Below are 24690 nucleotides of genomic sequence, written 5' to 3'. Positions count from 1 at the left end.
GCGTCTGCTCGCGCACAGAGGTGATCTAAAAGGAGTCCTCGCCGAGGTCCATCAAGGCGAGGTCGACGGCCTCGACGATCTTGCGTTCGGCGGTCAGCCGTGGCAACACGTTTTTGGCGAAAAACTTTGCCACGGCTGCCTTTCCGGTATAAAACGCCCGGTCGCGGTCGGAGACGTCGCTGTCGAGGGCGTCGAGTGCGATCTCGGCCTGGCGCAGCAGCAGCCAGCCGATCAACAGGTCGCCGACCGCGAGCAGGAACCTGACCGACTCCAGGCCAAGGCGATACAGCTCCCTGGCGTTCTCCTGGGACGACAGCAGGTAGCCGGTCATCGCCGCAGCCATCGCCTGCATGTCGGCCACCGCGGTGGCGAGAAGCGTTCGCGCATCAGCCAATTCGGGCCGGGCGGTGTCGCTGCCGAGAAATTCCTGGATCTGCGCCATCACGTGCTGCAGCGCGCGACCCTGGTCGCGGGCGATCTTGCGGAAGAAGAAGTCCTGCGCCTGAATTGCGGTGGTGCCCTCGTAAAGCGAATCGATCTTGGCGTCGCGGATGTACTGCTCGATCGGATAGTCCTGAAGAAAGCCCGAACCGCCCAATGTCTGCAGTGACTCGGTCAGGCATTGATACGCCCGCTCGGAACCGACACCCTTGACGATCGGCAACAGCAGATCGTTGACACGCTCGGCCATTTCGGCGTCGGCGCCGGACACGATGTCGGCGACGACCACATCCTGGTGGGCAGCGGTGAAGAGGTACAGCGCCCGCAGACCCTCCGCATACGCCTTCTGCGTCAGCAGGGCCCGGCGCACGTCGGGGTGGTGCACGATCGTGACGCGCGGCGCCGACTTATCGGTCATCCGGGTGAGGTCGGCGCCCTGGATTCGCGTCCTCGCATAGTCGAGCGCATTCAGATAGCCGGTGGACAGCGTCGCAATCGCCTTGGTGCCAACCATCATTCGGGCATACTCGATCACCTTGAACATCTGGGCGATGCCGTTGTGGCTGTCACCGACCAGCCAGCCGACGGCGGGACGACCGTGTTGGCCGAAGGTGAGCTCACAGGTCGGCGAGGCCTTCAGCCCCATCTTGTGCTCGAGGTTGGTGACATACACCCCGTTGCGCTCACCGGGTTCGCCAGTCTCGGGATCGAACAGGAACTTCGGCACCACGAACAGACTGAGGCCCTTGGTGCCCGGCCCGGCCCCTTCGGGCCGTGCGAGCACGAGATGGATGATGTTCTCGAACAGGTCGTCGGAGTCGCCGTTGGTGATGAACCGCTTGACGCCGTCGAGATGCCAAGTGCCGTCGGGTTGTTGGATCGCCTTGGTGCGGCCCGCGCCGACGTCGGAGCCGGCGTCCGGTTCGGTCAGCACCATGGTCGCGCCCCAGTTGCGCTCCAGTCCCACTGTCCCCCAGTGCCGTTGCTGCTCGTTACCGACGGCATACAGGATGTCCGAGGACTTGGGCCCGGACAGGATCATGAAGACCGGGGGTTGCGCGCCGAGCACGAATTCGTTGATCGCCCACTCGAGAATGGCGGGCGCCGCCACACCACCGACGTCCTCGGCCAAGCCGACCCGGAACCACTCACCCTGCTGCCAGGCCCGCACCGACTTCTTGAACGACTCGGGCAGATGCACCGTGTGTGTCGCCGGGTCGAACGTCGGCGGGTTGCGGTCGGCATCGGCGAATGACTCCGCCACCGGGCCTTCGGCCAGTCGCGCCGCCTCGTCGAGCATCTCCCGCACCGACTCGCCGTCCAGATCGCCGAACTCTCCGGTGGCGAGCGCCTTCTCCAGGTCCAACACCTCGAACAGGTTGAACTCCAGGTCACGAACGTTGCTCCGGTAGTGGCCCATGCCTTGCGCCTTTCGTTACGGACTCACGGTGGGACTGTGGCCGACCGACGCGCGCGGCCGGTTTGGCCTCGGTTGGTTCTGCGCGAAGCCGGTGCAGGTACCGAGGTGTCCTGCGACGCACGGCACACCGTTCATCGTCGGTACCGGACCGCCCGAGACCGGAGTCGGCGCGCCGTTGTACCCGTTCTGGTCCAGCGGTACGGCACCTGCCGCGGGGGCGATGAAAAGCGTGGCAGCGCACACCCCGACCAGGACTGACCTGCGCAGATAGCAGCGCTCGGCCATGGCGGACCCGCTTTCCTCGGTTTTGCCGCCAGCCTACGGCTCCAAAGTGGTGCTGAGCTGGGAACTCTTAATTATGGTCTTCCCTATAATCCCGGAAAGTGCGCCGAATCAGTGATACCGGCTAAGCAAGTCCGTTCACCTGGCATTAACCAGTGCCACGGTGTGATGGGGAATACATTTATTGCACCCGTGTGTTACCGGTTCTATGCTTTGCACCATAGACAGGGAGGCATCCGATGTGGATCGTTGAGGTCAACTTCGCCGGCCGTCGGTTCACGCGCGAGATGCATGGGCGTCGGCGATCGGTCTTCCACTTCAGCCCGCGCCACTTCAGCTGGCGGTCTGCACCACTGCGGGACCCGCACGCCGCCTGACACCGCCGGAGGTTAGTTCTGTCCACCCCGACCAAGACCAGGACCAAGCGCGGCTCTACGCGCACCAAGATGTTGATCAGCGCCGCTGAGGTGCTGCGCGAACGCGGAGCCGCTGGTGTCACGATCGACGAGGTGCTCGCCCGCAGCGGCGCGCCGCGCGGTTCGGTGTACTACCACTTCCCCGAGGGCCGCAATCAGATCCTGACCGAGGCGTTGCAATACGCCAGCGGCCTTGTCTCCGACGTCATCGACGATGCCGCGGCAAAGGGCGGCGTGTACCTGGTCCGGCGGTTCGTCACGTTCTGGGGGGACCTCCTTGCCGAGAGCGATTTCACCGCAGGCTGCCCCGTCGTGGCCGCGGCGATCGGCTCAGCCGACGACGAACCTCAACTGACAACCGTCGCAGGCAACATCTTCAGCCGCTGGCGTGACGCGCTGACCCGCGCGTTCGTCAGCGACGGCTTCGACGAGCCCTGCGCCGCATCGTTGGCCATCATGTGCATCGCTTCGCTCGAGGGCGCGGTAGTGCTGTGCCGGTCGACGCGCAGCGTCGATCCCCTGCGCGAGGTCGCCGAGCAGCTCGAATTCCTGATCAAGTCAAGGGAATTCGTGCGTGTCTACGGTGTGCCCGAGCACCGTTAAGCCTTGCGCCACCTGGCGCAGACGAAGTCGCCGTTGACGCCGGATTCGACGAGCGCCCATTCGGATCGGATCGGCAACAGCCGTGCGCCTGCACCCAACGAACACGGCGCATACGTCACGATCATTTCGTCGATCAGGCCCGCGCTGCGGAACTGCCCGGCCGTCTCCCCGCCGCCGACCACCCAGACGTCCTTGCCCGCCGCTGCCGACACCAGCTTCGGATGCAACTGCGCGACGTCACCGTCGAACACCTGCACCGGATGTCCCTCTGAAACGATCTGCGGTCGATGCGTCAACACCCAGGACGGCTGCTCGTACATCCACCGCCCTGGATGATTGTTCAGGATCCATTCGTATGTCGCAGAGCCCATCACCAGTGCGCCAACGGTTTTGATGAATGCCTCATACCCGAACGGGCCGTCGGCGTCGACCGCCCGCGATGTCAGCCAATCCAGGCTCTCGGCTTCGTCGACGATGTAGCCGTCGAGGCTGGACGCGGTGAAGTAGACGGTTGCCATGTCAGGTTCCTCTCATCCAGTCGAGCGGGTCACCGCGGCGGGTGCGCAGGCCGTGCCGCGCCAGCATGGCTCGGGCCAGTTCGCGCCGGTGCGCCGAATACGTCAGCACATGCGCAACGATGCCGTAGAGCTGAAACGACTCTGGCGGGTCGCACAGTGCATCGATGACGGTGTCGCCGAGCCTGCCCGTTGCGCTGTATTCGGAAACCATTGATGCCCAGCGGGTTCCGATTTCTTCGTGGTGCGTGGCCAGTTCTTGCGCAGTTGTCGACTGCGTGGCTTGTCTATTGGGGAAGTCGCCGCCCTCGATGGTGGCCAGCCACACTTCCTTCGCCCACACGATCGCTCCCAGCACGGCTGCAATGCTTGGCTCGGGACCGTCCCAGTCGAGAATCACCTGTCCAGGTGAGATCTCGTGTGTCCATTGCTCTTCGGAGAGCCGGGCGGCCTCGTCGATCAGATAGGCGGTGTCGGCGACGTCATGGGCCACCATCAGTTGAGAAATGTCGGGCTCCTTGCTGGCGCCGTCGCTGTCCAACCACAGCGACTGCGGGGGGTGAAAGTGCAGCCCGTTCGGCGCGGGCAACCGGAACTCGACATCTGCGGCGCGCGACGGTGGCACGCCGAATGTGCGACGGAAAGCGCGGGAGAACACCTCGGCCGACGACCAGCCCTCGTCGGCGGCCACCGCGGAAACCGATTCACCGCGGTGCAGCCGCCAGGCCGCGCGTTCGAGCATGATGCGCCTGCGCATCGCCGCCGGCGACTCGCCGGTCAACCGTCGCACCTCGCGGGAGAAGTGGAATTCCGACGCGAAGCTGCTGCGTGCCATGTCGCCGACGTCGGTGTTGTCGGCGTCGACGACGGCGTCGAGGAGTTCCCGCAGTCGATCGCGGCGTGCTGGATCGCTCACGCTTCCCGAGTATGGTCGTGCGTCCGCGGGATGGACATGACAATTCCTGCTGCGCTGTCGGCTCACTAGACTCTGTTGCCCAGTGAGCGAATTCGATGCGCTGTGCGCCAACGACGCCGAGCTGGGCCTGCTTCGGACTTCGGTCCGCGAGTTCCTGGCCGCCGACCGCGACGAGTTCGGCTGGCAGCCTGCCGTCGACTGCTGGCTGGCGAAATGGGACCCGGACTTCTCCGCCCGGCTGGCCGGCGCCGGTTTCGTCGGCCTGACCATCCCCGCCGAGTACGGCGGACGCGGGCTGGGTTATCTGCACCGCTATGTCGTCACCGAGGAACTGCTGGCCCACGGCGCTCCCGTCGCTGCGCACTGGATCGCCGACCGGCAGGTCGCGCCCGCGCTGCTGACGTACGGCAGCGAAGAGCAGCGGCACCGGTTGTTGCCGCGGATCGCAGCGGGCCAGCTGTATTCGGCGATCGGAATGAGTGAGCACGGCGCCGGGTCCGACCTCGCGGCCGCGCAGACGCGCGCCAGCCGAGTCGACGGCGGCTGGGTCCTCAACGGCTCGAAGGTGTGGACGAGCGGCGCGCACGTCGCACACCAGATCGTGGTGCTGGCCCGGACCAGCCCGTTGGACCCCGAACACCGCCACGCGGGTTTCTCCCAGTTCATCGTCCAGACGTCGGCCCCGGGCATCATGATCGAGCCGATCCTGTTGATGAACGGCGAACACCACTTCAACGAGGTGATTTTCACCGACGTGTTCGTTCCCGACGAGGACGTGCTCGGACAGATCGGCGACGGATGGCACCAGGTCACCGCCGAGTTGGGTTTCGAGCGAAGCGGACCGGAGCGGATCCTTTCGACGGCCACGCTGATCTTCAGCGCGATCCGGGCCTTGGGCGAGGTCGACGACGGGGTCGCCGCCGACGTCGGAGACCTTGTGGCCCGGCTGATTTCGCTGCGGCAGCTGTCGATTTCGGTGGCACGCACGCTGGCCGACGGTCGGGATGCCGCCAGCCGGGCGGCACTGGTGAAGGATCTCGGGACGCGCTTCGAGCAGGACTCGGTGGAGTTGGTCGCCGACCTGCTGGACTACGTCGAGGATCCCGAACCGTTGCGTGCGTTGCTCACCACTGCGCGGGTGCACTCGCCGCTTTTCACACTGCGCGGCGGCACCAACGAGGTGCTACGCGGGGTGGTGGCCAAGGGCATGACGTCATGAACGAACTGACGCAACTGGTCGACGATCTCTGCAGTCGATCGACGGGTGACGAATTGTGGCGAAACCTGGAGGACACCGGACTCACCCGGCTGACCACGGACCAGGGCGCAACTCCTGCGGAGGCCGCAATCGTGTTGTCCGGCTTGGCAAGACATGCGGCCGCAGTTCCGATCGCAGAGACCGACCTGCTCGCAGCCTGGCTGGCTGGCAGGGCGGGCTTGTCGGTTCCGGACACCGGCCCGTTGACGGTGGCGATCGCCGACGCATCCGAACGTGGCGGGCGCGTCACGGGAACTGCACGCGACGTGCCGTGGCCGTCAAGCACAGTCGTACTGGCGGCGCGCACCGCCGATGCGTTGCATGTCGGTTTGATCGATGGCACGTCGCACGGATCGATCGACTTCGACCTGGCCGTCGCCGAGCTGCGCACGCTCGATGCTGTCGTCGCCGACGAGCTGGTCCGCCGCGGCGCGTGGGCGCGCTGCAACCAGATCGTCGGTGCGCTCGACGCGGCGTGCGACCTCACCGTGGCGCACACCGCCGAGCGAGTGCAGTTCGGGCGGACGCTGAGCAAGTTTCAGGCAGTGCAGCATTCGCTGGCCGCGATGGCAGGCGAGATCGAACGTGCCCGTGCTGCAACCGCTTTGGCCGTCGCTGCCGCAACCGACTACGGCTTCGACCACCCTGCGGCGGATTACGCCGTCACGGTGGCAAAGGTCGCGGTCGGGCGTGCCGTCGATCCGGTCACCACCATCGCCCACCAGTTACACGGGGCGATCGGGGTGACCCGCGAGCACCGGCTGTGGCGCTCGACCATGCAGGCTCGCAGCTGGGTCGACGACTTCGGCTCGACTGCGTCCTACGCACGGCGCCTTGGCCGGATCGCGTTGGCCGCCGATGATCCGTGGGACGTCGTGGTCAGCTATCCAGCACCTGGTTGACCCGCGCCTCCAGATCACCGCTGTCACCCAGTTCAGCGATGTCGATACCGAAGCGGTCGGTCAGCGCTTCGAGCACTTCGGCGGCGGTGTCGAAGCGGATCTTCTGGGTTTCACCGGCACTGTGGATGGCCAGATTTCGGCCACGCATGTTGTAGCGGGCCTCGCTGGTGACCAGGGCTGCCGTCAATCCGGTGACGAAGAACGAGTTGGGATGCGTTGACACATACCAGCTTCCGACCTCGAGATCGATTCGCGGCTGCGGCCGGGTGGTGAAGATGTACAGCGGCTGCCACTCGCCGCGGACCTGGGCTTCCAGCTGGAGGGCGTCTCCCCGCTCGCTGATGCGGTACGGCTCGTGGCGCGTCTCCTGGACCGGCCCGGCCTGCAGCCGGATAGGTGACGTCAACGTCTGCCCACCGAAACCGACGTCGACCAGGAGCCGCCCATCGAGGCCAGGCACCGTCACCGAAAGCACCTGATGCGTCTGGGCGGGAAGTGGGCCGTCCGGGTTCAGCCAAATCACGCGGCCAGCAAGCCGATCGACGCCGAAGCCCAACTGCTCGAGCACGTATCCCATCAATCCGTTGTGCTCGTAGCAGTAACCCCCGCGGCGGCGGTGCACGAGTTTGTCGGTCAGCGCCGCCGCGCCGAGATCAGCGACTGGAATGCCCATCAACGGGTCGAGATTCTCGAACGGGATGGACCCGTTGTGCGCGGCGACGAGCGCATGCACCGTCTCGACGGTCGGTTCGGCGGGGCCGCGGTAGCCGATCCGGTCGAAATACGCGGCCACGTCCACAGCATCGGTGACTTCAATCGTCATGACGCCATCTTCCGACCTCAACAGGGGTTCAGGTCAACCCGGTGGAACACTGGAAGGGTGCCCGCCCATTTGACCGAGGAACTGCGCGAGGACCTGCTGGCCCGTTGGTCGGAGACGCACCGCAAGCACCACACCGTCAGCCACCTGCACGAGATGCTCGACGCGATCGGCGCGCTGGCCGAGGCGGGCGTCGAGTTCGACCGCGAGGCGGTGGAACTCGCCGCGTGGTTCCACGACGCCATCTACGAGATCGGCCGCGACGACAACGAGGACCGCTCTGCGGAGTTGGCGCTCGAGCTACTGGCGTCGTCCCCGATCCGCGACGAGGTCGCGCGACTGGTGCTTGTCACCAAGACGCACAAGGTGGGAGAACACGACATCAACGGCGCGGTGCTCAGCGACGCCGACCTGTCGGTGCTCGGCAGCGAACCGTTCCGGTACCGGGCCTATGCCGCGGCCGTCCGTGAGGAATACGCCGACGTGCCCGACGATGTGTTCAAACCTGCTCGGGCGCAGGTACTTTCGGCGCTGCTCGACGGGCGGCTGTTTCACACTGCGGCAGGGCGTGAACGGTGGGAAGAGCGGGCGCGCCGCAACATCGCCGAAGAGATCGCCGAACTCACCGGCTGACTGGTTGCCAACGGAAGAGCGGGGATGGCGTCGGTGTCGTGTCTGTGCGATGCTCCCGCCATGGGGGTGACATACGAGGAATTCGCAGCTCAACACCGGACCCAGCACGTCACGCCAGTCAACCGATGGTGTGCGGTGGTCGGTAACTCGCTGGTACCCGTGGCCGCGGTGACGGCGTTGACGGGTCGGCTCAAGGCAGGCGCCGCGCTCTTCGCTCTGGCGAACGCGACGGTTGTCGCGGGGCACATCGCAGAAGGCAACCTGGCGCGCGCCACGCGTGACTTGCGTCAGCATCCGATCTGGGGGGTGCGCGCCGATGTCGCCGTCTCGGCCGCGACGGTCAGGAGCGCGCTCGGCCGGCACTAGGTGCGGCCACGGGGCGACGGGGCCGGCGGATCTGCGGCAGTGGCTTCGTTGACCGCAGAGCCGCGCGGCGTGTGCGCGACGCCGGGTGCGTTCGCCGCGTCTCCCGACGACGGCTCGGCGCCGTGGGTGAGTTCCCGCAGTCGGGCGTGCAACACCTCCAGCACCGGGATGCGATTGCCGTGCGCCTCCTCGTGCTCGAAGAGGCCTCGCAGTTGCCCCTCCTCGAGGGAGCGAATCCGGTGTCGCAGCTCGGTCAGCGGCAGCTGGTCGTAGTCGGGAATGGGAAGTTCGTCGGCCATGGCTGTCGGTTGCCCACCATCGCGCAACCGAAAACCGTTAGCTGCCGGTCCACTTCGGCGGCCGCTTCTCGGCGAAGGCGATCGCACCTTCCTTGGCGTCGTTGCTGCTGAACACCGGCATCAAGATGCGCGTCTGTTTGGCCCACATCTCGTCGGGGCTCCACCCGCGCGACTCGACGATGATCTGCTTCGTCGCTGCGACGGCCAGCGGTCCGTTGGCGGTGATCCGCTCGGCCAGCTCGATCGCCGCGTCGAGCACCTTGCCGGGTTCTGCGAGCGCGTTGACCAGGCCGAGCTCGAGCGCCCGCTGCGCAGGCAGCCTGTCGCCGGTCAGCGCGAGCTCCATCGCGATCGCAGGCGGGATGCGTTGGGGCAGCCGCAGCAGCCCTCCTCCGCCGGCGACGAGACCGCGTTTGACCTCCGGGATGCCGAACGCGCCGTCCTTCGACGCCACGATCAGATCGCAGGCCAACGCAAGCTCCATCCCGCCCGCCAAGCCGAAGCCCTCGACGGCGGCGATCAACGGCTTGACCGGGGGGCGCTCGGTGAACCCCATGCCCCGGCCCTCGACCACGACGTTCTCACCGCGGGCGAATGCCTTCAGATCCATGCCCGCACAGAACGAACCCCCGGCGCCGGTGACGATGCCGACCGACAATCCAGGGTCGTCGTCGAGGCGGTCCACGGCGTCGGCCAGCCCCCGGCTCACCGCGGCGTTGACGGCGTTGCGGGCCTCGGGACGGTTGATGGTGATCACCAGGATTCGGCCACGCTGCTCGACGAGGACTACATTTTCACTGTTATCTGTCACGCCGGTGATCGTATCCACAGTCGGCTTTGGCGGTCCGGCGCAGGCCATGTACCATAAATTAGAACACGTTCTAGTTTTCCTAGTCAGGGGGACCCGTGACCTCGACCGATACCGAACCGTCGGAACTCACCAAGTGGGATCCGGGTCTCACCGAGCGCGTCATGGGCCTCACCCGGCCGTTCCTCAAGCGCTACTTCCGATCAGAGGTCCGCGGGCTGGAGAACATGCCGGCAGGCGGGGCGCTGCTCGTCAGCAACCACTCTGGCGGGATGCTGCCGATGGACGTGCCGATCCTCGCGGCCGAGTACTACCACCATCACGGCTATGACCGCCCGCTCTACACGCTGAGCCACGACATGCTCTCGGTAGGACCGACCGGAGACTTCTTCAAGAAGATCGGCTACATCAGCGCCAACCACGAGAACGCCGATGAGGCGCTGCGCTCCGGCGGCCTCGTGGTGGTGTTCCCCGGCGGCGACTACGACGTCTATCGACCGACCCTTTCGGAGAACAAGATCGACTTCGGCGGCCGCACCGGTTATGTGAAGGCTGCGCTCAACGCGGGCGTTCCGATCGTTCCGACGGTCGGCATCGGCGGGCAGGAGACGCAGATCTTCCTGTCCCGCGGCACCTGGCTGGCGAAACGACTCGGGCCGATCGCACGGTTGGCGCGCACCAAGATCGTGCCGATCTCCTTCGGGTTCCCGTTCGGCCTGAGCATCGTGATCCCGCCCAACATCCCGCTGCCCGCCAAGATCGTGATGAAGGTGCTGCCGCCGATCGACATCCTCGCCGAGTTCGGCGAGCACCCGGACATCGACGAGGTCGACGCTCACGTGCGCCACGTCATGCAGCGAGCCCTCGACGAACTGGCCCAAGAACGCACACTCCCTGTGCTCGGCTGAGACCCATGGCCATCACCGACCGGCTCACGGAAACGCTCGGCATCGTCTCGACGATGGCCCGCGCGCGGCTGCTCGCCCCGATGCGGCCCGACAAATACCTACGCATCGCCGCGGCGATGCAACGCGAAAACATGGGCATCACATCGGGATTCGCCGCCGCCGCGCAGCGCTGCCCGGACCGGCCCGGCCTCGTCGACGAGCTCGGCACGCTGACCTGGCGGGAAATCGACCAGCGCGCTGACGCATTGGCCGCCGGACTGCAGTCACTGCCGGGTGGACAACCGCACGTGCTCGGCCTGATGGCGCGCAACCATCGCGGGTTCGTCGAGTCGCTGATCGCCGCCAACCGGATCGGCGCGGACGTGCTGCTGTTGAACACGTCGTTCGCCGGGCCCGCGCTGGCCGAGGTGGTGCAGCGCGAAGGGGTGGACGCGGTCATCTACGACGAGGAGTTCGCCGAGACCGTCGACCGCGCGCTCTCCGACAGTGCCGACGCGACGCGGATCATTGCCTGGACCGACGGGCCCCAGGACGGACTCACGGTCGAGAAGCTGATCACTGAGCACACCGGTCGTGAGCCGCAGCGCGCGAGCGCGAAATCGAAGGTCATCCTGCTGACGTCGGGCACCACCGGAAGTCCCAAGGGCGCCAAGCACTCTGGCGGCGCCGACGGCGGACCCGGCATCCTCAAGGCGATCCTGGACCGTACCCCCTGGCGCGCAGAGGAACCGGTCGTCGTCGTGGCGCCGATGTTCCACGCGTGGGGCTTCTCCCAGTTGGTGTTCGCCGCGTCGCTGGCATGCACGGTCATCACCCGTCGCAAGTTCGACCCGGAAGCCACGCTCGAACTCGTCGACCGCCACCGCGCCACCGGGTTATGCGTCGTGCCGGTGATGTTCGACCGGATCATGGAGTTGCCCGACGAGGTCCGCAACAAATACAGCGGGCGGTCGTTGCGGTTCGCCGCCGCGTCGGGGTCGCGGATGCGCCCAGACGTCGTCATCAAGTTCATGGACCAGTTCGGCGAAGTGATCTACAACAACTACAACGCCACCGAGGCCGGCATGATCGCGACGGCCACACCGCAGGACCTGCGGGCGGCCCCCGACACGGCTGGTAAACCGGCCGGTGGCACCGAGATCCGGATTCTGGACTCCGATTTCAACGAGCTGCCCACCGGCGAGGTCGGCACCATCTACGTGCGCAATTCCACGCAGTTCGACGGGTACACGTCCGGCAAGACGAAGGACTTCCACGAGGGGTTCATGTCGTCCGGCGATATCGGCCGCTTCGACGAGGCCGGGCGGCTCTTCGTGGTCGGCCGCGACGACGAGATGATCGTCTCCGGCGGTGAGAACATCTACCCCATCGAGGTGGAGAAGACGCTGACCTCGCATCCGGACGTGGCGGAGGCATCGGTGCTCGGCGTGGACGACGAGCAGTTCGGTCAGCGATTGGTGGCCTTCGTGGTTTTGAACGGCGGCGCCTCGGCTACCCCCGACATACTGAAGCAACACGTCCGCGAGAACTTGGCGAATTACAAAGTGCCCAGGGAGATCACGATTCTCGACGAACTACCTCGCAGCAGCACGGGAAAGATTGTGCGCCGCGAACTGCAGGAGCGCGCCGGTCGTGCGTAAACGCTGGCCATTGCTGCGCGCGTGCGCGGAGCTACTCAACGCCGCGAACGGGGTGCGCCCGATCGCCCGCGAGGGCTACGTCACGCTGCCGGTGTTCGCCTTCGGTTGGCCGACCACCGAGATGTCGGCGGTCTATCTCGCCGGGTCGGTTTTCGACGCGGCGCGCCGCGGCCTGCGCGGGGACTTTCGCGGTGCGCGCGGTCGAATCGCCCTGGTGCTCACGGTCATTGCCTGGGGGCTGCTGGCGCTGATCCAGCACCGCAACGTCACGTCCAAACCGCATTTCGAAGATCCGTTGCGCGAGGTGCTTGGCGACGACTACGAAAAGATCGCAGCGCAATCGCAACCGGTGAAACGCCGCAGGATGATCGGCGTGTGGCCAACCGAATTGGTGCGTCGCCGTTATGTCGAAAAAGCCAGCACGGTTCAGTACGGTCCGCATCGCAGGGTCAACCGGGCAGACATCTGGCGGCGCAGCGACCTGCCCCGCGACGGCAAGGCGCCGGTGCTGCTGCAGGTACCTGGCGGCGCATGGGCCATCGGCATGCGCCGACCGCAGGCGTATCCGCTGCTGAGTCATATGGCCGAGCGCGGCTGGATTTGCGTGTCCATCGACTACCGCGTCAGTCCGCGCAACACCTGGCCGGACCACATCGTCGACGTCAAGCGGGCACTGGCCTGGATCAAGGAGAACATCGCCGACTACGGCGGTGACCCGGATTTCGTTGCGATCACCGGTGGTTCGGCGGGCGGGCATCTGTGCGCGCTTGCCGCGCTCACCCCCGACGACCCGCAGTACCAGCCGGGTTTCGAAGATGCCGACACCTCGGTGGTGGCCGCGGTGCCGATCTACGGTCGCTACGACTGGGTTTCGGGCAATGGCAACGGCCGTCGGGAGTTCATCGCGTTCCTGCAGAAGTATGTGGTCAAGAAGCGCATCGTCGAGCGCAAGCAGGTGTATGTCGACGCTTCGCCGATCATGCGGTTACGGCCAGACGCTCCACCGTTTTTCATCCTGCACGGCGAGGACGACTCGATCATCCCGGTGCCCGAGGGCCGCGACTTCGCCGCTGCGATGAAGGACGCGTCGACATCGGTCGTCGTTTATGCCGAGATTCCGCACGCCCAGCATGCGTTCGATTTCTACTACGGGTCGCCGCGTGGCCATTACACCGCTCAGGCGGTAGAGACATTCCTGTCCTGGGTGCACGCCACGCGCGGATGAGCGATTTGTGTGCGTTTTGTTGCGCTGAGCGCTCCTGAACGCACACAAATCGCAGGGGGGATTACTGCGCCATGGCCTTCTCGACGATGGTCAACTCTTCGGAAAGCCCTGCGGCACGCCGGATTTCGACAAACGCGTCGATCATCGCGTCGGTCAGCTCATGTGGGTCTTCTAGAGTGCGGCCGTCCGAGAGCACCGAGATGTTGAGCTGGTCGACGTAACTCCACACCGTGATGTTCAACCCACTGCCCGCGGTCAACGGGCCAACCGAATAGATCTCGGTCACTAGCGCACCGCCGACGCGACCGTACTCCCGAGGGCCGGGCACATTGGAGATCGGCAGGTTCAGCACCTTGTTCTGACCGTCCTTGTTCGACAGCCACCGGAACATCGCCTCCGCAGGCGCGGGCGGGAAGTACGCCGACCACTTGCTCACCAGTTCCGGCCCGAGCAGGTTGTGGCTTTCTTTCGCGTCCAAGGCCGCCTGGCGCGCGTTGCGCACTCGATCCAGCGGGTCCTCGCAGTCGGTCGGCAACGCCACCAGCACGCCGGTGAAGTAGTTGCCGGAGATACGGTCAGGGGAAAAGTCAAAGCTCACTGGGACCGACGCCAGCAACGGGTCGCCGGCGTGACCGTCGTAGCGCAGCAACAGTTTTCGCAGTGCCCCCGCCGAGATCGCCAGCACCATGTCATTGATCGTGACGCCGAGGTGCTTACCGGTCGCCTTGATGTCCGCCAACGCCAGCGTGGCCGTCGCGAACTTGCGGATCGGATCGACCTTGTGGTTCATGAACGTCGCCGGCGGCGTGAATGGTCGGGTCAATTCCGGCGACAGCTTGCGCGAACTCTTACGCACGCGGCGGACACCCTGCGCCGTGTAGCGCACCGTGCTGGGCAATTTACCCACCAGGCGGACGTGGTCGGCGAACGCCGAGCGCAGCAGCTCGCCCTTCGTCGGCGCCGGGTCGGTGGCATAGGAATCCCGATCGGCCAGGCCGCCGTCGCCGATGTCCATTCCGCGGGCCAGCAGATTCGCCGAAGCCACCCCGTCGGCCAACGCGTGATGGATCTTGCCGAGCACCGCGATCCTGCCGTTCGCCAGCCCCTCGATGAAATACATCTCCCACAGCGGTCGGCTGCGGTCCAGTGGCGTGCTCGCGATCTTGCCGATCGCCTCGTCGAGCTGACGCCTCCCGCCCGGAGCATCCAGCTGGTACGGCCGGACGTGGTAGTCGAGGTCGACCTCGCAGTTCTCCCGCCACATCGGGTGATGGATCTTGCCGGGCACCTCGATCAGCTGGTACCGGAACGGGTCGAGCTTGTAGAGCCTGCCGTGGATGACCTTGCGGAACTCGTCGATTCCGAACTTCCGCCCGCCGAGATCGTCGAGCTCGATCACCGCCAGCTTGAGTGTGTGCATGTGCACGTTCGGCGTCTCGCTGTACAGCAGCACAGCGTCCCACCCGCGAAGCCTCTTCAATGGCGCTCCCTCCTATGTGGAGGAGCCTAGATCACCTGCTTGGCCCCCGTGAGCGATCGGTTGCGGTGAATCTGCTTGAGGAATAAGCCGATTGCGGTGGCCATCGACCCGGTGCGGGCACCGTCGATCATGTCGAAGGCGTGGCCTGCGCCGGGCAGCTCCACATAGCTGACCGCAGAACGCGATGCCGCGCGCAGCCGCTCGACGAAGCTGCGGGCCTGATCGACGGGAATGACGCTGTCACCGGTGCCGTGGATCACCAGGAAGGGCGGCGCGTCCTTGTGGATGCGGGCGATCGGCGATGCCTTGCGGAACACGTCGGGATGCTTCGACATCTTCCGGCCGACCACGATGCGTTCGAGGAAGTCGACGAAGCGAACCCGCTCCGCTGTCGAGCGGTCCTCCCAGTCGTAGCGGCCGTAGATGCCGACAACCGCGTCGACCGACGTATCGGAGCCCTCAGGCAGTTCGCACTGCATGTCCGGGTCGTTCGCCGTCAATCCCGCCAGCGCCGCCAGATGCCCGCCGGCCGAACATCCCGCTACCGCAACGAAATTGCGGTCACCGCCGAACTTGTCGACATTGGCACGGGCCCACGCGATCGCGGTCTTGACGTCGGTGATGTGCGCAGGCCACCGGTGGTGCGGCGCCACCCGGTAGTCGATGGACAGGCAGACCCAGCCCATCTCGGCCAGATGCGACATCAACGCGTACCCCTGCAGCATGCGACTGCCGTGCACCCACGCGCCGCCCGGCACGAAGATCAGCACTGGCGCGGGCTCGGCGGGCAGATCCTTCGGACGCCAGACGTCGAGCAGTTGAGACGGGAGATTGCCGTAACGCACCGAGGTGCGATACACGCTGCGACGGTGCTCGCGGAACTTCCACAGCGGCGGGGCGCTCTCGGGTGCGGGCCACTTGACTGCGAGGTCTGCGGCCGGCACCACTCCGCGCAGGGCAGCGTCGACGACGGCATGCGTGGAATCGCGTTCCTGCTTACGCAATTCGGCGTTGCCGGGCTCGAACATAGAGCGTGCGGTGGCCCCGAGGAAGTCCGGCAGGTGGCGGTAGCCCCAGACACCCATGGCGGTCATAGCACCAAGTGGCTCAAGGTGTTTCCCGATCACGGGCAGGGAAGCCGACGCAACGCTGGCCGCCAGCATGTAGTCGGCCGGGCCGGCCCTCAGCAACCACCGGGCCCGTGTCCACATCGTCGGCCCCGGGTACCGGGTGTCCGGTCGTACCGTCATTTCGCGACTGTACCCCGCTGGGCGATTCCCAAACGACAACATCGGTGAACATGTCTACTGGGCGCACTTTCAAGATCAGATGTGACCCGCATCACGTATGTGCAGGTGGGCGCGGACGCGTTAGCTTTACTTGACGACCGTCAAACGTAAAGAGGACTTCCAACGTGAGTAAGTCAGCTCTCGCCATCACCGAAGAACACACTGACCTGGCCGATTCCGTCGTCGGGCAGCTGAATCGCCTGGACAGCCGCGCTGCGGCGCGTGCCACGCTGGAGAACGGCGCGGCCCATCCGTCCGAGATCTGGTCGGCAGGCACCGGCCTCGGCTGGAACGGGCTGGCAATCTCCGAGGAACATGGTGGTTCCGGGTTCAGCCTCGCCGAGCTGGCGGTGGTGCTCGAGTTGTTGGGACGCGAGCTGTCCCCCGGCCCGTTCCTGCCGACAGTCGCGGCAGCGGTGGTTATCGACCGGTGTGCATCGGATTCCGTTCGCGCGCAACTACTTCCGGACCTCGCCGCCGGCAGCGCAGTAGGCGCGCTCGCCCTTTCGGGAAATGTCGCGATCGGTTCGGACCTGGTGCTCACCGGGGAAAGCCCTGCCGTGCTCGGTGCCCCCGACGCCGATGTGCTCGTGATCGCCGCAGGTGAGGACGTTGTCGTCGTCGACGCGACCGCCGAAGGAGTCACCGTCACGGCCCTGGAGTCGCTGGACCCCACCCGCAGCGTCGGGTCCGTGGCGTTGCGCGGCGTGACGGTCGACGAAGACAAGGTGCTTCGCGGCGCGGCGCGCAAGGCGAGGACGGTGTTCCGGATCCTGGCCTCGGCCGAAGCGGTCGGCGTCAGTTGGGCCGCGCTGGACATGGCCGTCGAATACGCCAAGGTGCGCGAGCAGTTCGGCCGCACCATCGGCACCTTCCAGGCCGTCAAGCACCATGCGGCGAACATGTTGGTCAACGCAGAGGAGACCACCGCGGCCGCGTGGGACGCCGCGCGGGCCGACGACCTCGAGAGTGCATGGTTCCCCGCCGCCGTTGCCGCCGCGCATGCCATTCGCACGCAAGTCTTCAACGCGCAGTACAACATTCAGCTTCATGGCGGCATCGCCTATACGTGGGAGCACGACGCGCATCTTTATCTGCGGCGTGCCCGCACACTGGCCGCGCTGATGGAAGAAGGCGGCGACCCACTGCTCGATGTCGTCGAGGGTCAGCGCAGCGGCCAGGCGCACGGTGCGTCGTTCACTCTGCCGCCCGAGGCGGACGCACACCGCAGCCAGGCCCGCGAGGCCGTCGACCGGCTGCAGTCGCTGCCCGAGGACAAGCAGCGCGATTACCTCGTCGACTCCGGCTACCTCGTTCCGCACTGGCCGAAGCCGTGGGGCCGTGCGGCCGACGTCCTCGAGCAGTTGGTGATCGAGGAGGAGTTCGCGGGCATTGAACGGCCCGATATGGGCATCACCGGGTGGGTGGCGCTCACGATCGCGCAGGCAGGCACCGATGACCAGCGGGAACGCTGGGTCGAACCCGTGCTGCGGGGCCAGGTGATGTGGTGTCAGCTGTTCTCGGAACCCGGCGCGGGCTCCGACGCCGCGGCGGTGCGCACGGCCGCCAAGAAAGTCGACGGCGGCTGGCGGGTCAGCGGACAGAAGGTCTGGACAAGCCTCGCGCAGTACTGCCAGTGGGGCCTTGCCACGGTGCGCACCGATCCCGATGCGCCCAAGCATGCCGGTGTGACGATGATGGCGATCGACATGAAAGCGCCTGGCGTCACGGTCAATCCGTTGCGCGGGATCACCGGCGATTCGCATTTCAACGAGGTCTTCTTCGACGACGTGTTCGTTCCTGACGAGGACGTCGTCGGCGACGTGAACAAGGGGTGGCTGGTGGCCCGGGCGACGCTGGGCAATGAGCGCATCTCGATCGGCGGCGGTTCGGGCGGCGCTTCCGGGTTCAGCCCGGACCATCTCATCAAGCTGCTCGACGCGTCGCCGGCCGCGGCCAACTACGTGCGGCGGGCAGGCGAGTGCATTGCGGAGACCCACACGCTGCGGCTGCTGAACCTGCGCCGGGCCAGTCGGGCCATCGCGGGCGCGGAGCCAGGGCCAGAGGGCAATGTGACCAAACTGCTGGTGGCCGAGGCAGGGCAGCGGATCACCGAGCTGGGCATGGAGCTGTCCGGTTCGGCGGCAGTGGTCGGCCAGGCGCCGAAGCTGTTGCGTAGTTACCTCGGCAACCGGGCGATGACCATCGCAGGCGGCACGTCGGAGATCACCCGCAACACCATCGCCGAACGCATCCTCGGTCTGCCCCGTGACCCGCTGCTGAAGTAGCAGCTTTAGGCCGGCTCGGCCATGAATCGGCTGAGTTCGGCGCGCGAGTGGATGTCCAGTTTGCGGTAGATCCGACTCAGGCTGGCCTCGACCCCCTTGGCGCTGATGCCCAGCCGCCCACCCACATCGGCTGAAGTCAGGCCGGTCACCACTAGTTCCGCGACACGCCTCTCCGATGGGGTGAGACCGTTGCCTTGCGTCCGGCTGGTGCGGGTGCGCTCCAGTTCGGCGCGCGCACGTTCGGCCCACAAATCACTGCCCATGTTCTCGAATGCCAGCAGCGCCTGGGCAATCGTTGCCGCGGCCGTGGTCGTCAGCCTCCGCCTGCGCTGCAACTGGCCGAGGAACAACTGCGTGCGTGCTCGCTCGAACGGCATCGGCAGGGCTCCGTGTAGGACCAGCGCCTCATGCAAAAGCCGTTCGGCTACCTCCATTTCACCCTGGGCGTCCAGCGCCATGGCCCGGCATCGTGTCCCGATTGCCAGCATCCAGGGTCGGTTGAACAACCGTCCGTTGTGTTCCAGCGCTTTGATCATCGGTTCGGCTTTGTCGCACTGGCCGAGTGCGACCAGAGCCTCCACAGCGTCGGGAATGAAACCGGCAGTGACGATTTCGGTGCCTGGCATGTCGGGGAATTCCCTACAGCGTTGCTCCAGCGCCGTTGCCGCTGCCGCATAGTTGCCCAGCGAGACCTCCAGGAACCCCTGGACGGCTGCGGGCCCGTACGCCAGCCCGTGCATTCCGCACTTGTCGACGGCCGCCATCGCGTCGGCGATGTCGGAGCGAGCGTCGTCCTCCCGACCGGCGAAAGCGGCGGCGGCGGCGCGCATCGTCTTGGCGATGGACACCAAGTGCTCACCCCCGACCTGTTCGGCAAGTTGAACGGCTTCGTCGGCAGCCAGCGTGGCATCGGCGAATCGCCCGTGCCAGATTTCCACCATGGCGGTGTGCACCGAAACAAAGAGCAAGTCGCTGTCGGCACCCTCTTCGACGCAGTGCGTCCGCAGTTCGTGTAGTTCGGCGCGGGCCTCGTCGAGCCGGCCAGTCCAGGCCAGCGCCTGGGCCCTGGCGGCACTTGCGTGAAACACGATGGAGACGTCAAGGTCCGGGTCCGCCAGATCGAGCGCCCGGTCGAGCGCCGACTCGTCAATCCCGTTGCCGTCTAAGGCATTAATCGTCACATAGTTTGCGAGCGCCTGACTCTGCAAGGCAGGCACACCGAGTTTCTCGGCTTCCTCGACAGCACGCCTGGCGATTTGCACCGCCTTGTCGTAGTCACCTGCGATGCTCTGCGTAAAGGCGAGTGCCAGCAGCGTCTGGATCATGGTGCGCGGGTTGTCAGCCGAATCGTCGGCTGCGCGGGTCAGGAGGTCCGTCGCCTCGCGCGTGCCGCTGCGCAACATGTGCGCTCCGGCAAGCAGATTCAGCGCGCCGGCACGCTCGGGACCGGCCGGTAGTTGGTCGATGGTTGGCGCGAGCAGGTCGGCCGCCCTCATTGGATCCCCTGATCGCAGATGGTTCTCCGCGGAACGCGTCCGACGAGCTGGGGTGTCACCACCAAGTTTTATTGCCAGGTCAAGTAATTCGGCGGCATCAGCAGGCGCTCCCCTCGCACGCGCGGCGTCCGCCGCCCCGTCCAGAGCGCGCAGCAGTTCAGGATCGTGACTCGACGCGGCCAGCGCGAGATGCCTGACCTTCAGTTCGGGCTGAGTCAGGGTATCGGCCAGCGCGCTGTGAATCCGCCGACGCTGCGCCGGTGGGTTGCTGGTGTAAACGCCCCTGGCCAACAGCGGATGGGTGAAACGCACGTGGTTGCCGCGGATCGCGACGATTCTCTGGCGTTCCGCATGGCCGAGCAGTTCGACGGTGCGCTCGACAGATTTACCGGTTGCCCGCGCCAGTGCCTCCACAGTCGGATCTGCGACGCATGCAGCCGCCAACAGAACTTCGCGGGCATCCGGGCTGAGGCCGCCGATACGTTCGCGGACGAGATTGGCCAGACTATGCGGGAGGCTGTGCTTACCGTCAGTTGGTCCAAAGGCCCCGGCGCGCGCCAACTCCAAGGCATAGAACGGGTTTCCGGCCGAGGTCTTCGCGATTCTGCGCATTGTCGGCCGGGCCACCGGCTTGCCCAACCGCGCGAAAAGCAGTTTGTGCAAATCGCTCATGCACATCGGATCGACCCTGAGCCGGGTCAACCGATTGGACAGCGCTACCTCGAGCCAGGGCGTCGCACTCGCGCCACCCGCCTCACACCGCGCCGTCACCAGCAGTGCCGCACGCGGCGGAAGCCGCCAAGCCATGTCGTCGATCACCGCTCGACTGCTGTGATCCAGCCAATGCACATCATCGACAGCGACTAGCACCGGCGCACTCTTGCTGAGCCGCTGAATGATGAAAGTCAACGCCCGGGATGCCAGCTGCCAATCACCAGCCGATGGTTCACTGTCTGCCCGGAGCAACACGCGGTCGATCGCCGCCTTCTGAACATCGGGCAACCCGTTGAAAAGCTCGGGAGCGATTCCGGCGAACAGGTCGGCCACTGTGCCGTACTCCAGCGCAGACTCCGCCTGCGAAGCCCCCGCCGACAGTGTGTGGAAGTCACGATCGCCCGCCTTCTCGAGTGCAGCGAGCCACAGGGTGGACTTACCGACCCCCGCTTCCCCCTCGATGAGCAGGGCGGAGGGTTGCGTGCCGACTGACTCCAAAAAGTCGGCTATCGCGTTCGACTCGTACGAACGGCCTACAACAGTGACCATTGCGTAAATTATCGCATTCAGCAAACCACTGCGAGCCAAAATACGAAACCTCATCACAAGAACGAAGATTTTTACGGATACGCGCAGCTGGTAATACTTATCGCGTGCCGCTCCCCGAATTCCATCCCGATCTGCGTAGCGTCGCCCGCTATCTGCCCAAGCAGATCGTCACGCCCGCCACGGTGCCGTTCCTACGAGCAGCGGAGCGCCTGCTGTGGCGCCGACCCCCGCCGAGCGACATCGAGGTGCTGACGCTGTCGTCGGGCGTCGGGATCCGACTGTTCCGCCCCACTGGGGTGACGGGCCCGGTCCCCGCGCTGTTGTGGATCCACGGCGGCGGGTACGTGATCGGGGCCGCGGCGCAGGACGATGCACTGTGTCGCCGGTACGCGCGCGAACTCGGGGCGGTCGTCGCCTCGGTGGATTACCGGCTGGCGCCCGATCATCCGTACCCAATTCCGCTCGAGGACTGCTATTCGGCGTTGCAGTGGCTGGTTCGCCTGCCGTCGGTCGACCCGGGGCGCGTCGCCATCGGCGGGGCGAGCGCAGGCGGTGGCCTGGCCGCTGCGCTGGCGCTACTCGTCCGCGACCGCGGCGAAATCCCCCTTACCGCACAGCTATTGGTTTATCCGATGCTCGACGACCGCACGGTGGGCAGGCACTTGGACAATCCCGGGCTGCGGCTTTGGAACCAATCCAGCAACAAGTACGGCTGGTCGGCTTACCTCGGTGGGGCGGATCCGACGGTCGCGGTGCCCGCGCGCCGCGAAGACTTGAGCGGATTGCCGAAGGCGTGGCTCGGAGTCGGCACGTTGGATCTGTTTCACGACGAGGACCTGGCCTACGCCGAGCGACTCGAGGCCGCCGGTGTTCAGTGCGAGGTCGAGGTCGTCCCGGGGGCCTTTCACGGCTTCGACGGCATCGTGCCGAAAGCCGATGTGTCCCAGTCGTTCTTCAAGAGTCAGTGCGAGCTGCTGCGAAAGGCGTTCGCGCCCGCGGCGGCGTAATCGCGGATGCTCAGCGTTCGAAGACGACGCGGCCCGCGACGATGGTCGCGGCGACCATGTGCGAGTCCAATTCGCTGAGCACCTCATCGGGCGGCGCGGTCAACAGCGTAACGTCACCCGGCTGCCCCTTCGTCAGGGCTCGTGGCTCGTCAGGCGCGCCCGACGTGCCGAAGAACATCGTCAAAGCCGCACGCGCGGAGACACATTCGTCGGCGCCGAGTACTGCGCCGCCGGCTGTGGTCCTGTGGACGGCGGCCCGCATGGTCGCCCACGGGTCACCTTCGCCGAACGGCATGTCAGTGGACAGTGCGACTTTCACGCCGGCCTTCAACAGTGAGGCAAGCCGCCACAGTTCGCGGTGTTCGTCGGCGGCGACGTCGGTCAGGTATTGGTCGCCGCGCTCCGCGACGAAGTTGGGCTGGGTCACAACGGTGACACCGAGGCTCTTGAGGTCGGCGAGGGCGTCGTCGGGCACCACGGCGGCGTGCTCGATGCGGTCCTGCGGATGGGTGCCCGCCTCGCGCAACGCCGACAGGGTCACGACGAGTTGGGCCGCCGTCACGCAATGGACTGCGACAGGAGCGTCTTCTGCGTGCCGTCCGGAGATCCACCCGGTGAGTTCGTCGAGGTTGAGGTCGGTGTCGTGCAGGATGCGCTTGCCGGGCGCCAGGCAGTGCACGCGCTGGCGAAGCTCGCCGTGCCGGTGGGCCTGCATCAGCTTGACGATGTCGCTGACTTCGAAGTCCGGGGTGGCGTCGGTGACACCGGTGACACCGTGCTCGCTGAGCCGTCGGCTGACCTCGGCCAGCCCGCTTTCGTTGCGCTGCAACGTGTCCGACCAACTGTGGTCGGCGCTGGGCAGCCGCCCGTCGGGGTGCTTGGCCAGCCCCACCCTTGCCAGGGCCGCCGAGTTCAGCGTCCACAGCACACCGCTGCGGTGCTGCACCCGGACCGGCAGCGGCGGTGACACCTCATCGAGCACGCGGCGGTCGAGCGGACCGGCGACGGCCTCGTGATAGCCGACGGCTCTTATCCACCCGTCACTGCCGACGGGAGCGTGAGCGAGCGCGCGAGCCAGGTCATCGCGACCCCGAACTTCGGCAGGCCCGACCCGCGCCGAGGTCAGCGCCGCAGCGGCCGAGCGAAGGTGGACATGGTGATCGTGCAGGCCGGGGATCACAGTTGCGCCTGCGGCGTCAAAAACCTCCTCGCCCTTCTCGGGTTCGAGCTCGCCGACGTCGGTGATGTGTTCGTCGAGCCGGATGTCGGTGATCGTGCCGTCGAGCAGCGTGGCGCGTCGAATCAGCATGAAGCGACCAGCCGTTGTTCGACGAACGCATTGTCTGCGCCTAGCGCCGGGCCTGCGCTAGGAAGTTGTGGCGTTGCGGCGCAATCTGTTTCGGCGGTGCGATCGTCGGCGGCATAGGTTGCGGCGACGGCTGCCATCGACAGTTCGATCAGTTGACCGCCACCGCGGCTCAGCGAGTCCGCCGCAGCGAGCGCGGCGTGCAGTCCCGTCAGCGGGTCGGCCACCGCATCGCCACAGAACACCGGTCCGCTTTCGGTGTCGCCGACCAGTCCGCCCGACACCGCGGCGTCGTCGCCGAACGCCACCCAGTTCGCCCGCTCCCCTTCGGTGCCATGCCCCGTGATGCGCAACCACACCTGGCCGTCACGCAGCGCTGGGCCGAGCCCGCGGCGTGCGAGGGCGGCCGGGCGTGATGATTCGATTACGACGTCGGCAGCGTCGAGGAGCTGTCGCAGGCCCGTCGGCTCGTCGAAATCGACTGCGTACGAGAGCTTTCCGTTGTTCATCCAATCGAAGAACGTCGAGGGTCCGGCGCGGGTGCCGTCGGGTCTGGTCCAAGTCTCGACCTTGACGACGGTGGCCCCCGCTCGGCTGAGCAGCTGACCGCACAGCGGACCGGCCCACATCGACGACAGGTCGACGACCAAGAGTCCGCTGACCTCACGCGGGGCGGCGGCGCCCAAGTTGGTGATTCGTGGTGGCGCGGCGGCTGTTTCGCCGAGAGCTGCGACTGGAAGGCCGAGCAGCCGGGCCCGCTCGGTCACGTCGGTGCAGGCACGTTCGGCCACCCACCGCTCAACGGCCGGCCACGGATCGCCTGTTGTCTCGTATTCGGTCAGCGCGGGTACGGCGTCGAAGTCGTCTTGCCGTGACAACGTGAGCGCACACCATCCGTCGCGGCTGGGCATCAGCCGGGTGGCGCCCCCCGCGGAGAGCCGGCCGTGCGGTGACTGCCCGAGCAGAGCAGCGCGGCCCGCGACCAGTTCCTCGGAGTCGACTGCGACACCGGTCAGCCGTTGGAACGCGTCGGCGGCCGCCTGTGCCCGGGAGAGCACAGCGACGGGCATCCTCATAGGAACATTGTGCGATTTCGGCGCGGTTACCGT

The 24690-nt window shown here is 66.3% G+C and carries 22 protein-coding genes; 11 read left to right on the top strand and 11 right to left on the bottom strand.

Going from position 1 to position 24690, the window contains the following annotated elements:
• Positions 1–25: 25 nt before the first annotated feature.
• Entirely contained in the window at positions 26–1861 is a 1836-nt protein-coding gene (locus tag GGC64_RS24880) for an acyl-CoA dehydrogenase (protein WP_192725144.1), read from the bottom strand.
• A gap of 28 nt (positions 1862–1889) precedes the next feature.
• On the opposite strand from GGC64_RS24880, the gene GGC64_RS24875 reads away from it, so the two are divergent.
• Together GGC64_RS24875 and GGC64_RS24870 are read left to right on the top strand one after the other, a co-directional pair.
• A complete protein-coding gene (locus tag GGC64_RS24875; protein ID WP_192725143.1) occupies positions 1890–2132 on the top strand; it encodes a hypothetical protein in 243 nt (80 codons plus the stop codon).
• 457 nt (positions 2133–2589) lie between these two features.
• On the top strand, positions 2590–3162 hold the full coding sequence (locus GGC64_RS24870; RefSeq protein ID WP_192725142.1) for a TetR/AcrR family transcriptional regulator: 573 nt from the start codon (positions 2590–2592) through the stop codon (positions 3160–3162).
• Here the strand turns inward: GGC64_RS24870 and GGC64_RS24865 are convergent.
• Positions 3159–3680: a dihydrofolate reductase family protein gene (locus tag GGC64_RS24865; protein ID WP_192725141.1), complete on the bottom strand. Its 522-nt coding sequence runs from the start codon at positions 3678–3680 to the stop codon at positions 3159–3161. The two genes, GGC64_RS24870 and GGC64_RS24865, sit on opposite strands and share 4 nt — an antisense overlap.
• A gap of 1 nt (position 3681) precedes the next feature.
• Positions 3682–4593: a helix-turn-helix domain-containing protein gene (locus GGC64_RS24860; RefSeq protein WP_192725140.1), complete on the bottom strand. Its 912-nt coding sequence runs from the start codon at positions 4591–4593 to the stop codon at positions 3682–3684.
• Positions 4594–4675: 82 nt separating this feature from the next.
• On the opposite strand from GGC64_RS24860, the gene GGC64_RS24855 reads away from it, so the two are divergent.
• Together GGC64_RS24855 and GGC64_RS24850 are read left to right on the top strand one after the other, a co-directional pair.
• Positions 4676–5812 carry an acyl-CoA dehydrogenase family protein gene (locus tag GGC64_RS24855; protein ID WP_192725139.1) on the top strand — a complete coding sequence of 379 codons (1137 nt, stop codon included), beginning with the start codon at positions 4676–4678 and terminating at the stop codon, positions 5810–5812.
• Positions 5809–6753 (top strand): acyl-CoA dehydrogenase family protein, encoded by a 945-nt coding sequence (locus tag GGC64_RS24850; RefSeq protein WP_192725138.1) that lies wholly within the window; start codon positions 5809–5811, stop codon positions 6751–6753. Before GGC64_RS24855 ends, GGC64_RS24850 begins: the two co-directional genes overlap by 4 nt.
• On the opposite strand, the gene GGC64_RS24845 is transcribed toward GGC64_RS24850, so the two are convergent.
• On the bottom strand, positions 6731–7576 hold the full coding sequence (locus GGC64_RS24845; RefSeq protein WP_192725137.1) for an arylamine N-acetyltransferase: 846 nt from the start codon (positions 7574–7576) through the stop codon (positions 6731–6733). The two genes, GGC64_RS24850 and GGC64_RS24845, sit on opposite strands and share 23 nt — an antisense overlap.
• A 57-nt stretch (positions 7577–7633) precedes the next feature.
• Between GGC64_RS24845 and GGC64_RS24840 the strand changes: the two genes are divergently transcribed.
• Together GGC64_RS24840 and GGC64_RS24835 are read left to right on the top strand one after the other, a co-directional pair.
• Positions 7634–8206 carry a hypothetical protein gene (locus GGC64_RS24840; protein ID WP_192725136.1) on the top strand — a complete coding sequence of 191 codons (573 nt, stop codon included), beginning with the start codon at positions 7634–7636 and terminating at the stop codon, positions 8204–8206.
• Positions 8207–8266: 60 nt separating this feature from the next.
• Positions 8267–8572: a hypothetical protein gene (locus GGC64_RS24835; RefSeq protein ID WP_192725135.1), complete on the top strand. Its 306-nt coding sequence runs from the start codon at positions 8267–8269 to the stop codon at positions 8570–8572.
• Here the strand turns inward: GGC64_RS24835 and GGC64_RS24830 are convergent.
• On the bottom strand, positions 8569–8871 hold the full coding sequence (locus GGC64_RS24830; RefSeq protein WP_192725134.1) for a hypothetical protein: 303 nt from the start codon (positions 8869–8871) through the stop codon (positions 8569–8571). The genes GGC64_RS24835 and GGC64_RS24830 overlap by 4 nt on opposite strands.
• A 37-nt stretch (positions 8872–8908) precedes the next feature.
• Positions 8909–9730: a crotonase/enoyl-CoA hydratase family protein gene (locus GGC64_RS24825; RefSeq protein ID WP_225952165.1), complete on the bottom strand. Its 822-nt coding sequence runs from the start codon at positions 9728–9730 to the stop codon at positions 8909–8911.
• A 47-nt stretch (positions 9731–9777) separates the two neighbouring features.
• Between GGC64_RS24825 and GGC64_RS24820 the strand changes: the two genes are divergently transcribed.
• From GGC64_RS24820 to GGC64_RS24810, 3 genes are read left to right on the top strand one after another with little or no spacing between them, the layout of a single operon-like run.
• On the top strand, positions 9778–10587 hold the full coding sequence (locus GGC64_RS24820) for a lysophospholipid acyltransferase family protein (RefSeq protein ID WP_192725133.1): 810 nt from the start codon (positions 9778–9780) through the stop codon (positions 10585–10587).
• Between the two features lie 5 nt (positions 10588–10592).
• Entirely contained in the window at positions 10593–12227 is a 1635-nt protein-coding gene (gene fadD12 / locus GGC64_RS24815) for an acyl-CoA ligase FadD12 (RefSeq protein ID WP_192725132.1), read from the top strand.
• A complete protein-coding gene (locus tag GGC64_RS24810; protein ID WP_192725131.1) occupies positions 12220–13452 on the top strand; it encodes an alpha/beta hydrolase in 1233 nt (410 codons plus the stop codon). The genes fadD12 and GGC64_RS24810 overlap by 8 nt, the downstream gene beginning before the upstream one ends.
• Before the next feature lie 61 nt (positions 13453–13513).
• Here GGC64_RS24810 and GGC64_RS24805 read toward each other — a convergent pair whose 3' ends face one another.
• Both GGC64_RS24805 and GGC64_RS24800 read right to left on the bottom strand, forming a co-directional pair.
• Positions 13514–14932: a wax ester/triacylglycerol synthase family O-acyltransferase gene (locus GGC64_RS24805; RefSeq protein ID WP_192725130.1), complete on the bottom strand. Its 1419-nt coding sequence runs from the start codon at positions 14930–14932 to the stop codon at positions 13514–13516.
• Between the two features lie 26 nt (positions 14933–14958).
• A complete protein-coding gene (locus tag GGC64_RS24800; protein WP_192725129.1) occupies positions 14959–16182 on the bottom strand; it encodes an alpha/beta hydrolase in 1224 nt (407 codons plus the stop codon).
• Between the two features lie 164 nt (positions 16183–16346).
• Here GGC64_RS24800 and GGC64_RS24795 point away from each other — a divergent pair, with 164 nt between their 5' ends.
• A complete protein-coding gene (locus tag GGC64_RS24795) occupies positions 16347–18509 on the top strand; it encodes an acyl-CoA dehydrogenase (protein ID WP_192725128.1) in 2163 nt (720 codons plus the stop codon).
• Between the two features lie 5 nt (positions 18510–18514).
• On the opposite strand, the gene GGC64_RS24790 is transcribed toward GGC64_RS24795, so the two are convergent.
• Positions 18515–21268: an AAA family ATPase gene (locus tag GGC64_RS24790; protein ID WP_192725127.1), complete on the bottom strand. Its 2754-nt coding sequence runs from the start codon at positions 21266–21268 to the stop codon at positions 18515–18517.
• Between the two features lie 104 nt (positions 21269–21372).
• Between GGC64_RS24790 and GGC64_RS24785 the strand changes: the two genes are divergently transcribed.
• Positions 21373–22275 (top strand): alpha/beta hydrolase, encoded by a 903-nt coding sequence (locus tag GGC64_RS24785; protein WP_192725126.1) that lies wholly within the window; start codon positions 21373–21375, stop codon positions 22273–22275.
• Positions 22276–22285: 10 nt separating this feature from the next.
• On the opposite strand, the gene GGC64_RS24780 is transcribed toward GGC64_RS24785, so the two are convergent.
• Complete coding sequence (locus GGC64_RS24780) at positions 22286–23584, bottom strand: amidohydrolase family protein (protein ID WP_192725125.1); 1299 nt, start codon at positions 23582–23584, stop codon at positions 22286–22288.
• Positions 23578–24657: a CoA transferase gene (locus tag GGC64_RS24775; protein ID WP_192725124.1), complete on the bottom strand. Its 1080-nt coding sequence runs from the start codon at positions 24655–24657 to the stop codon at positions 23578–23580. The genes GGC64_RS24780 and GGC64_RS24775 overlap by 7 nt, the downstream gene beginning before the upstream one ends.
• Positions 24658–24690 lie beyond the last annotated feature (33 nt).

The organism is Mycobacterium sp. OAS707 (assembly GCF_014873705.1).
GTDB lineage: Bacteria > Actinomycetota > Actinomycetes > Mycobacteriales > Mycobacteriaceae > Mycobacterium.
This window is presented reverse-complemented; position numbering and strand designations above follow the sequence as displayed.

Coding starts and splice junctions, on each gene's coding strand:
- GGC64_RS24880 (WP_192725144.1), bottom strand. CDS start 1,861: ATGGGCCACTACCGGAGCAACGTTCGTGACCTGGAGTTCAACCTGTTC.
- GGC64_RS24870 (WP_192725142.1), top strand. CDS start 2,590: ATGTTGATCAGCGCCGCTGAGGTGCTGCGCGAACGCGGAGCCGCTGGT.
- GGC64_RS24865 (WP_192725141.1), bottom strand. CDS start 3,680: ATGGCAACCGTCTACTTCACCGCGTCCAGCCTCGACGGCTACATCGTC.
- GGC64_RS24850 (WP_192725138.1), top strand. CDS start 5,809: ATGAACGAACTGACGCAACTGGTCGACGATCTCTGCAGTCGATCGACG.
- GGC64_RS24845 (WP_192725137.1), bottom strand. CDS start 7,576: ATGACGATTGAAGTCACCGATGCTGTGGACGTGGCCGCGTATTTCGAC.
- GGC64_RS24835 (WP_192725135.1), top strand. CDS start 8,267: ATGGGGGTGACATACGAGGAATTCGCAGCTCAACACCGGACCCAGCAC.
- GGC64_RS24830 (WP_192725134.1), bottom strand. CDS start 8,871: ATGGCCGACGAACTTCCCATTCCCGACTACGACCAGCTGCCGCTGACC.
- GGC64_RS24825 (WP_225952165.1), bottom strand. CDS start 9,730: ATGGCCTGCGCCGGACCGCCAAAGCCGACTGTGGATACGATCACCGGC.
- fadD12 (WP_192725132.1), top strand. CDS start 10,593: ATGGCCATCACCGACCGGCTCACGGAAACGCTCGGCATCGTCTCGACG.
- GGC64_RS24800 (WP_192725129.1), bottom strand. CDS start 16,182: ATGACGGTACGACCGGACACCCGGTACCCGGGGCCGACGATGTGGACA.
- GGC64_RS24790 (WP_192725127.1), bottom strand. CDS start 21,268: ATGGTCACTGTTGTAGGCCGTTCGTACGAGTCGAACGCGATAGCCGAC.
- GGC64_RS24780 (WP_192725125.1), bottom strand. CDS start 23,584: ATGCTGATTCGACGCGCCACGCTGCTCGACGGCACGATCACCGACATC.
- GGC64_RS24775 (WP_192725124.1), bottom strand. CDS start 24,657: ATGAGGATGCCCGTCGCTGTGCTCTCCCGGGCACAGGCGGCCGCCGAC.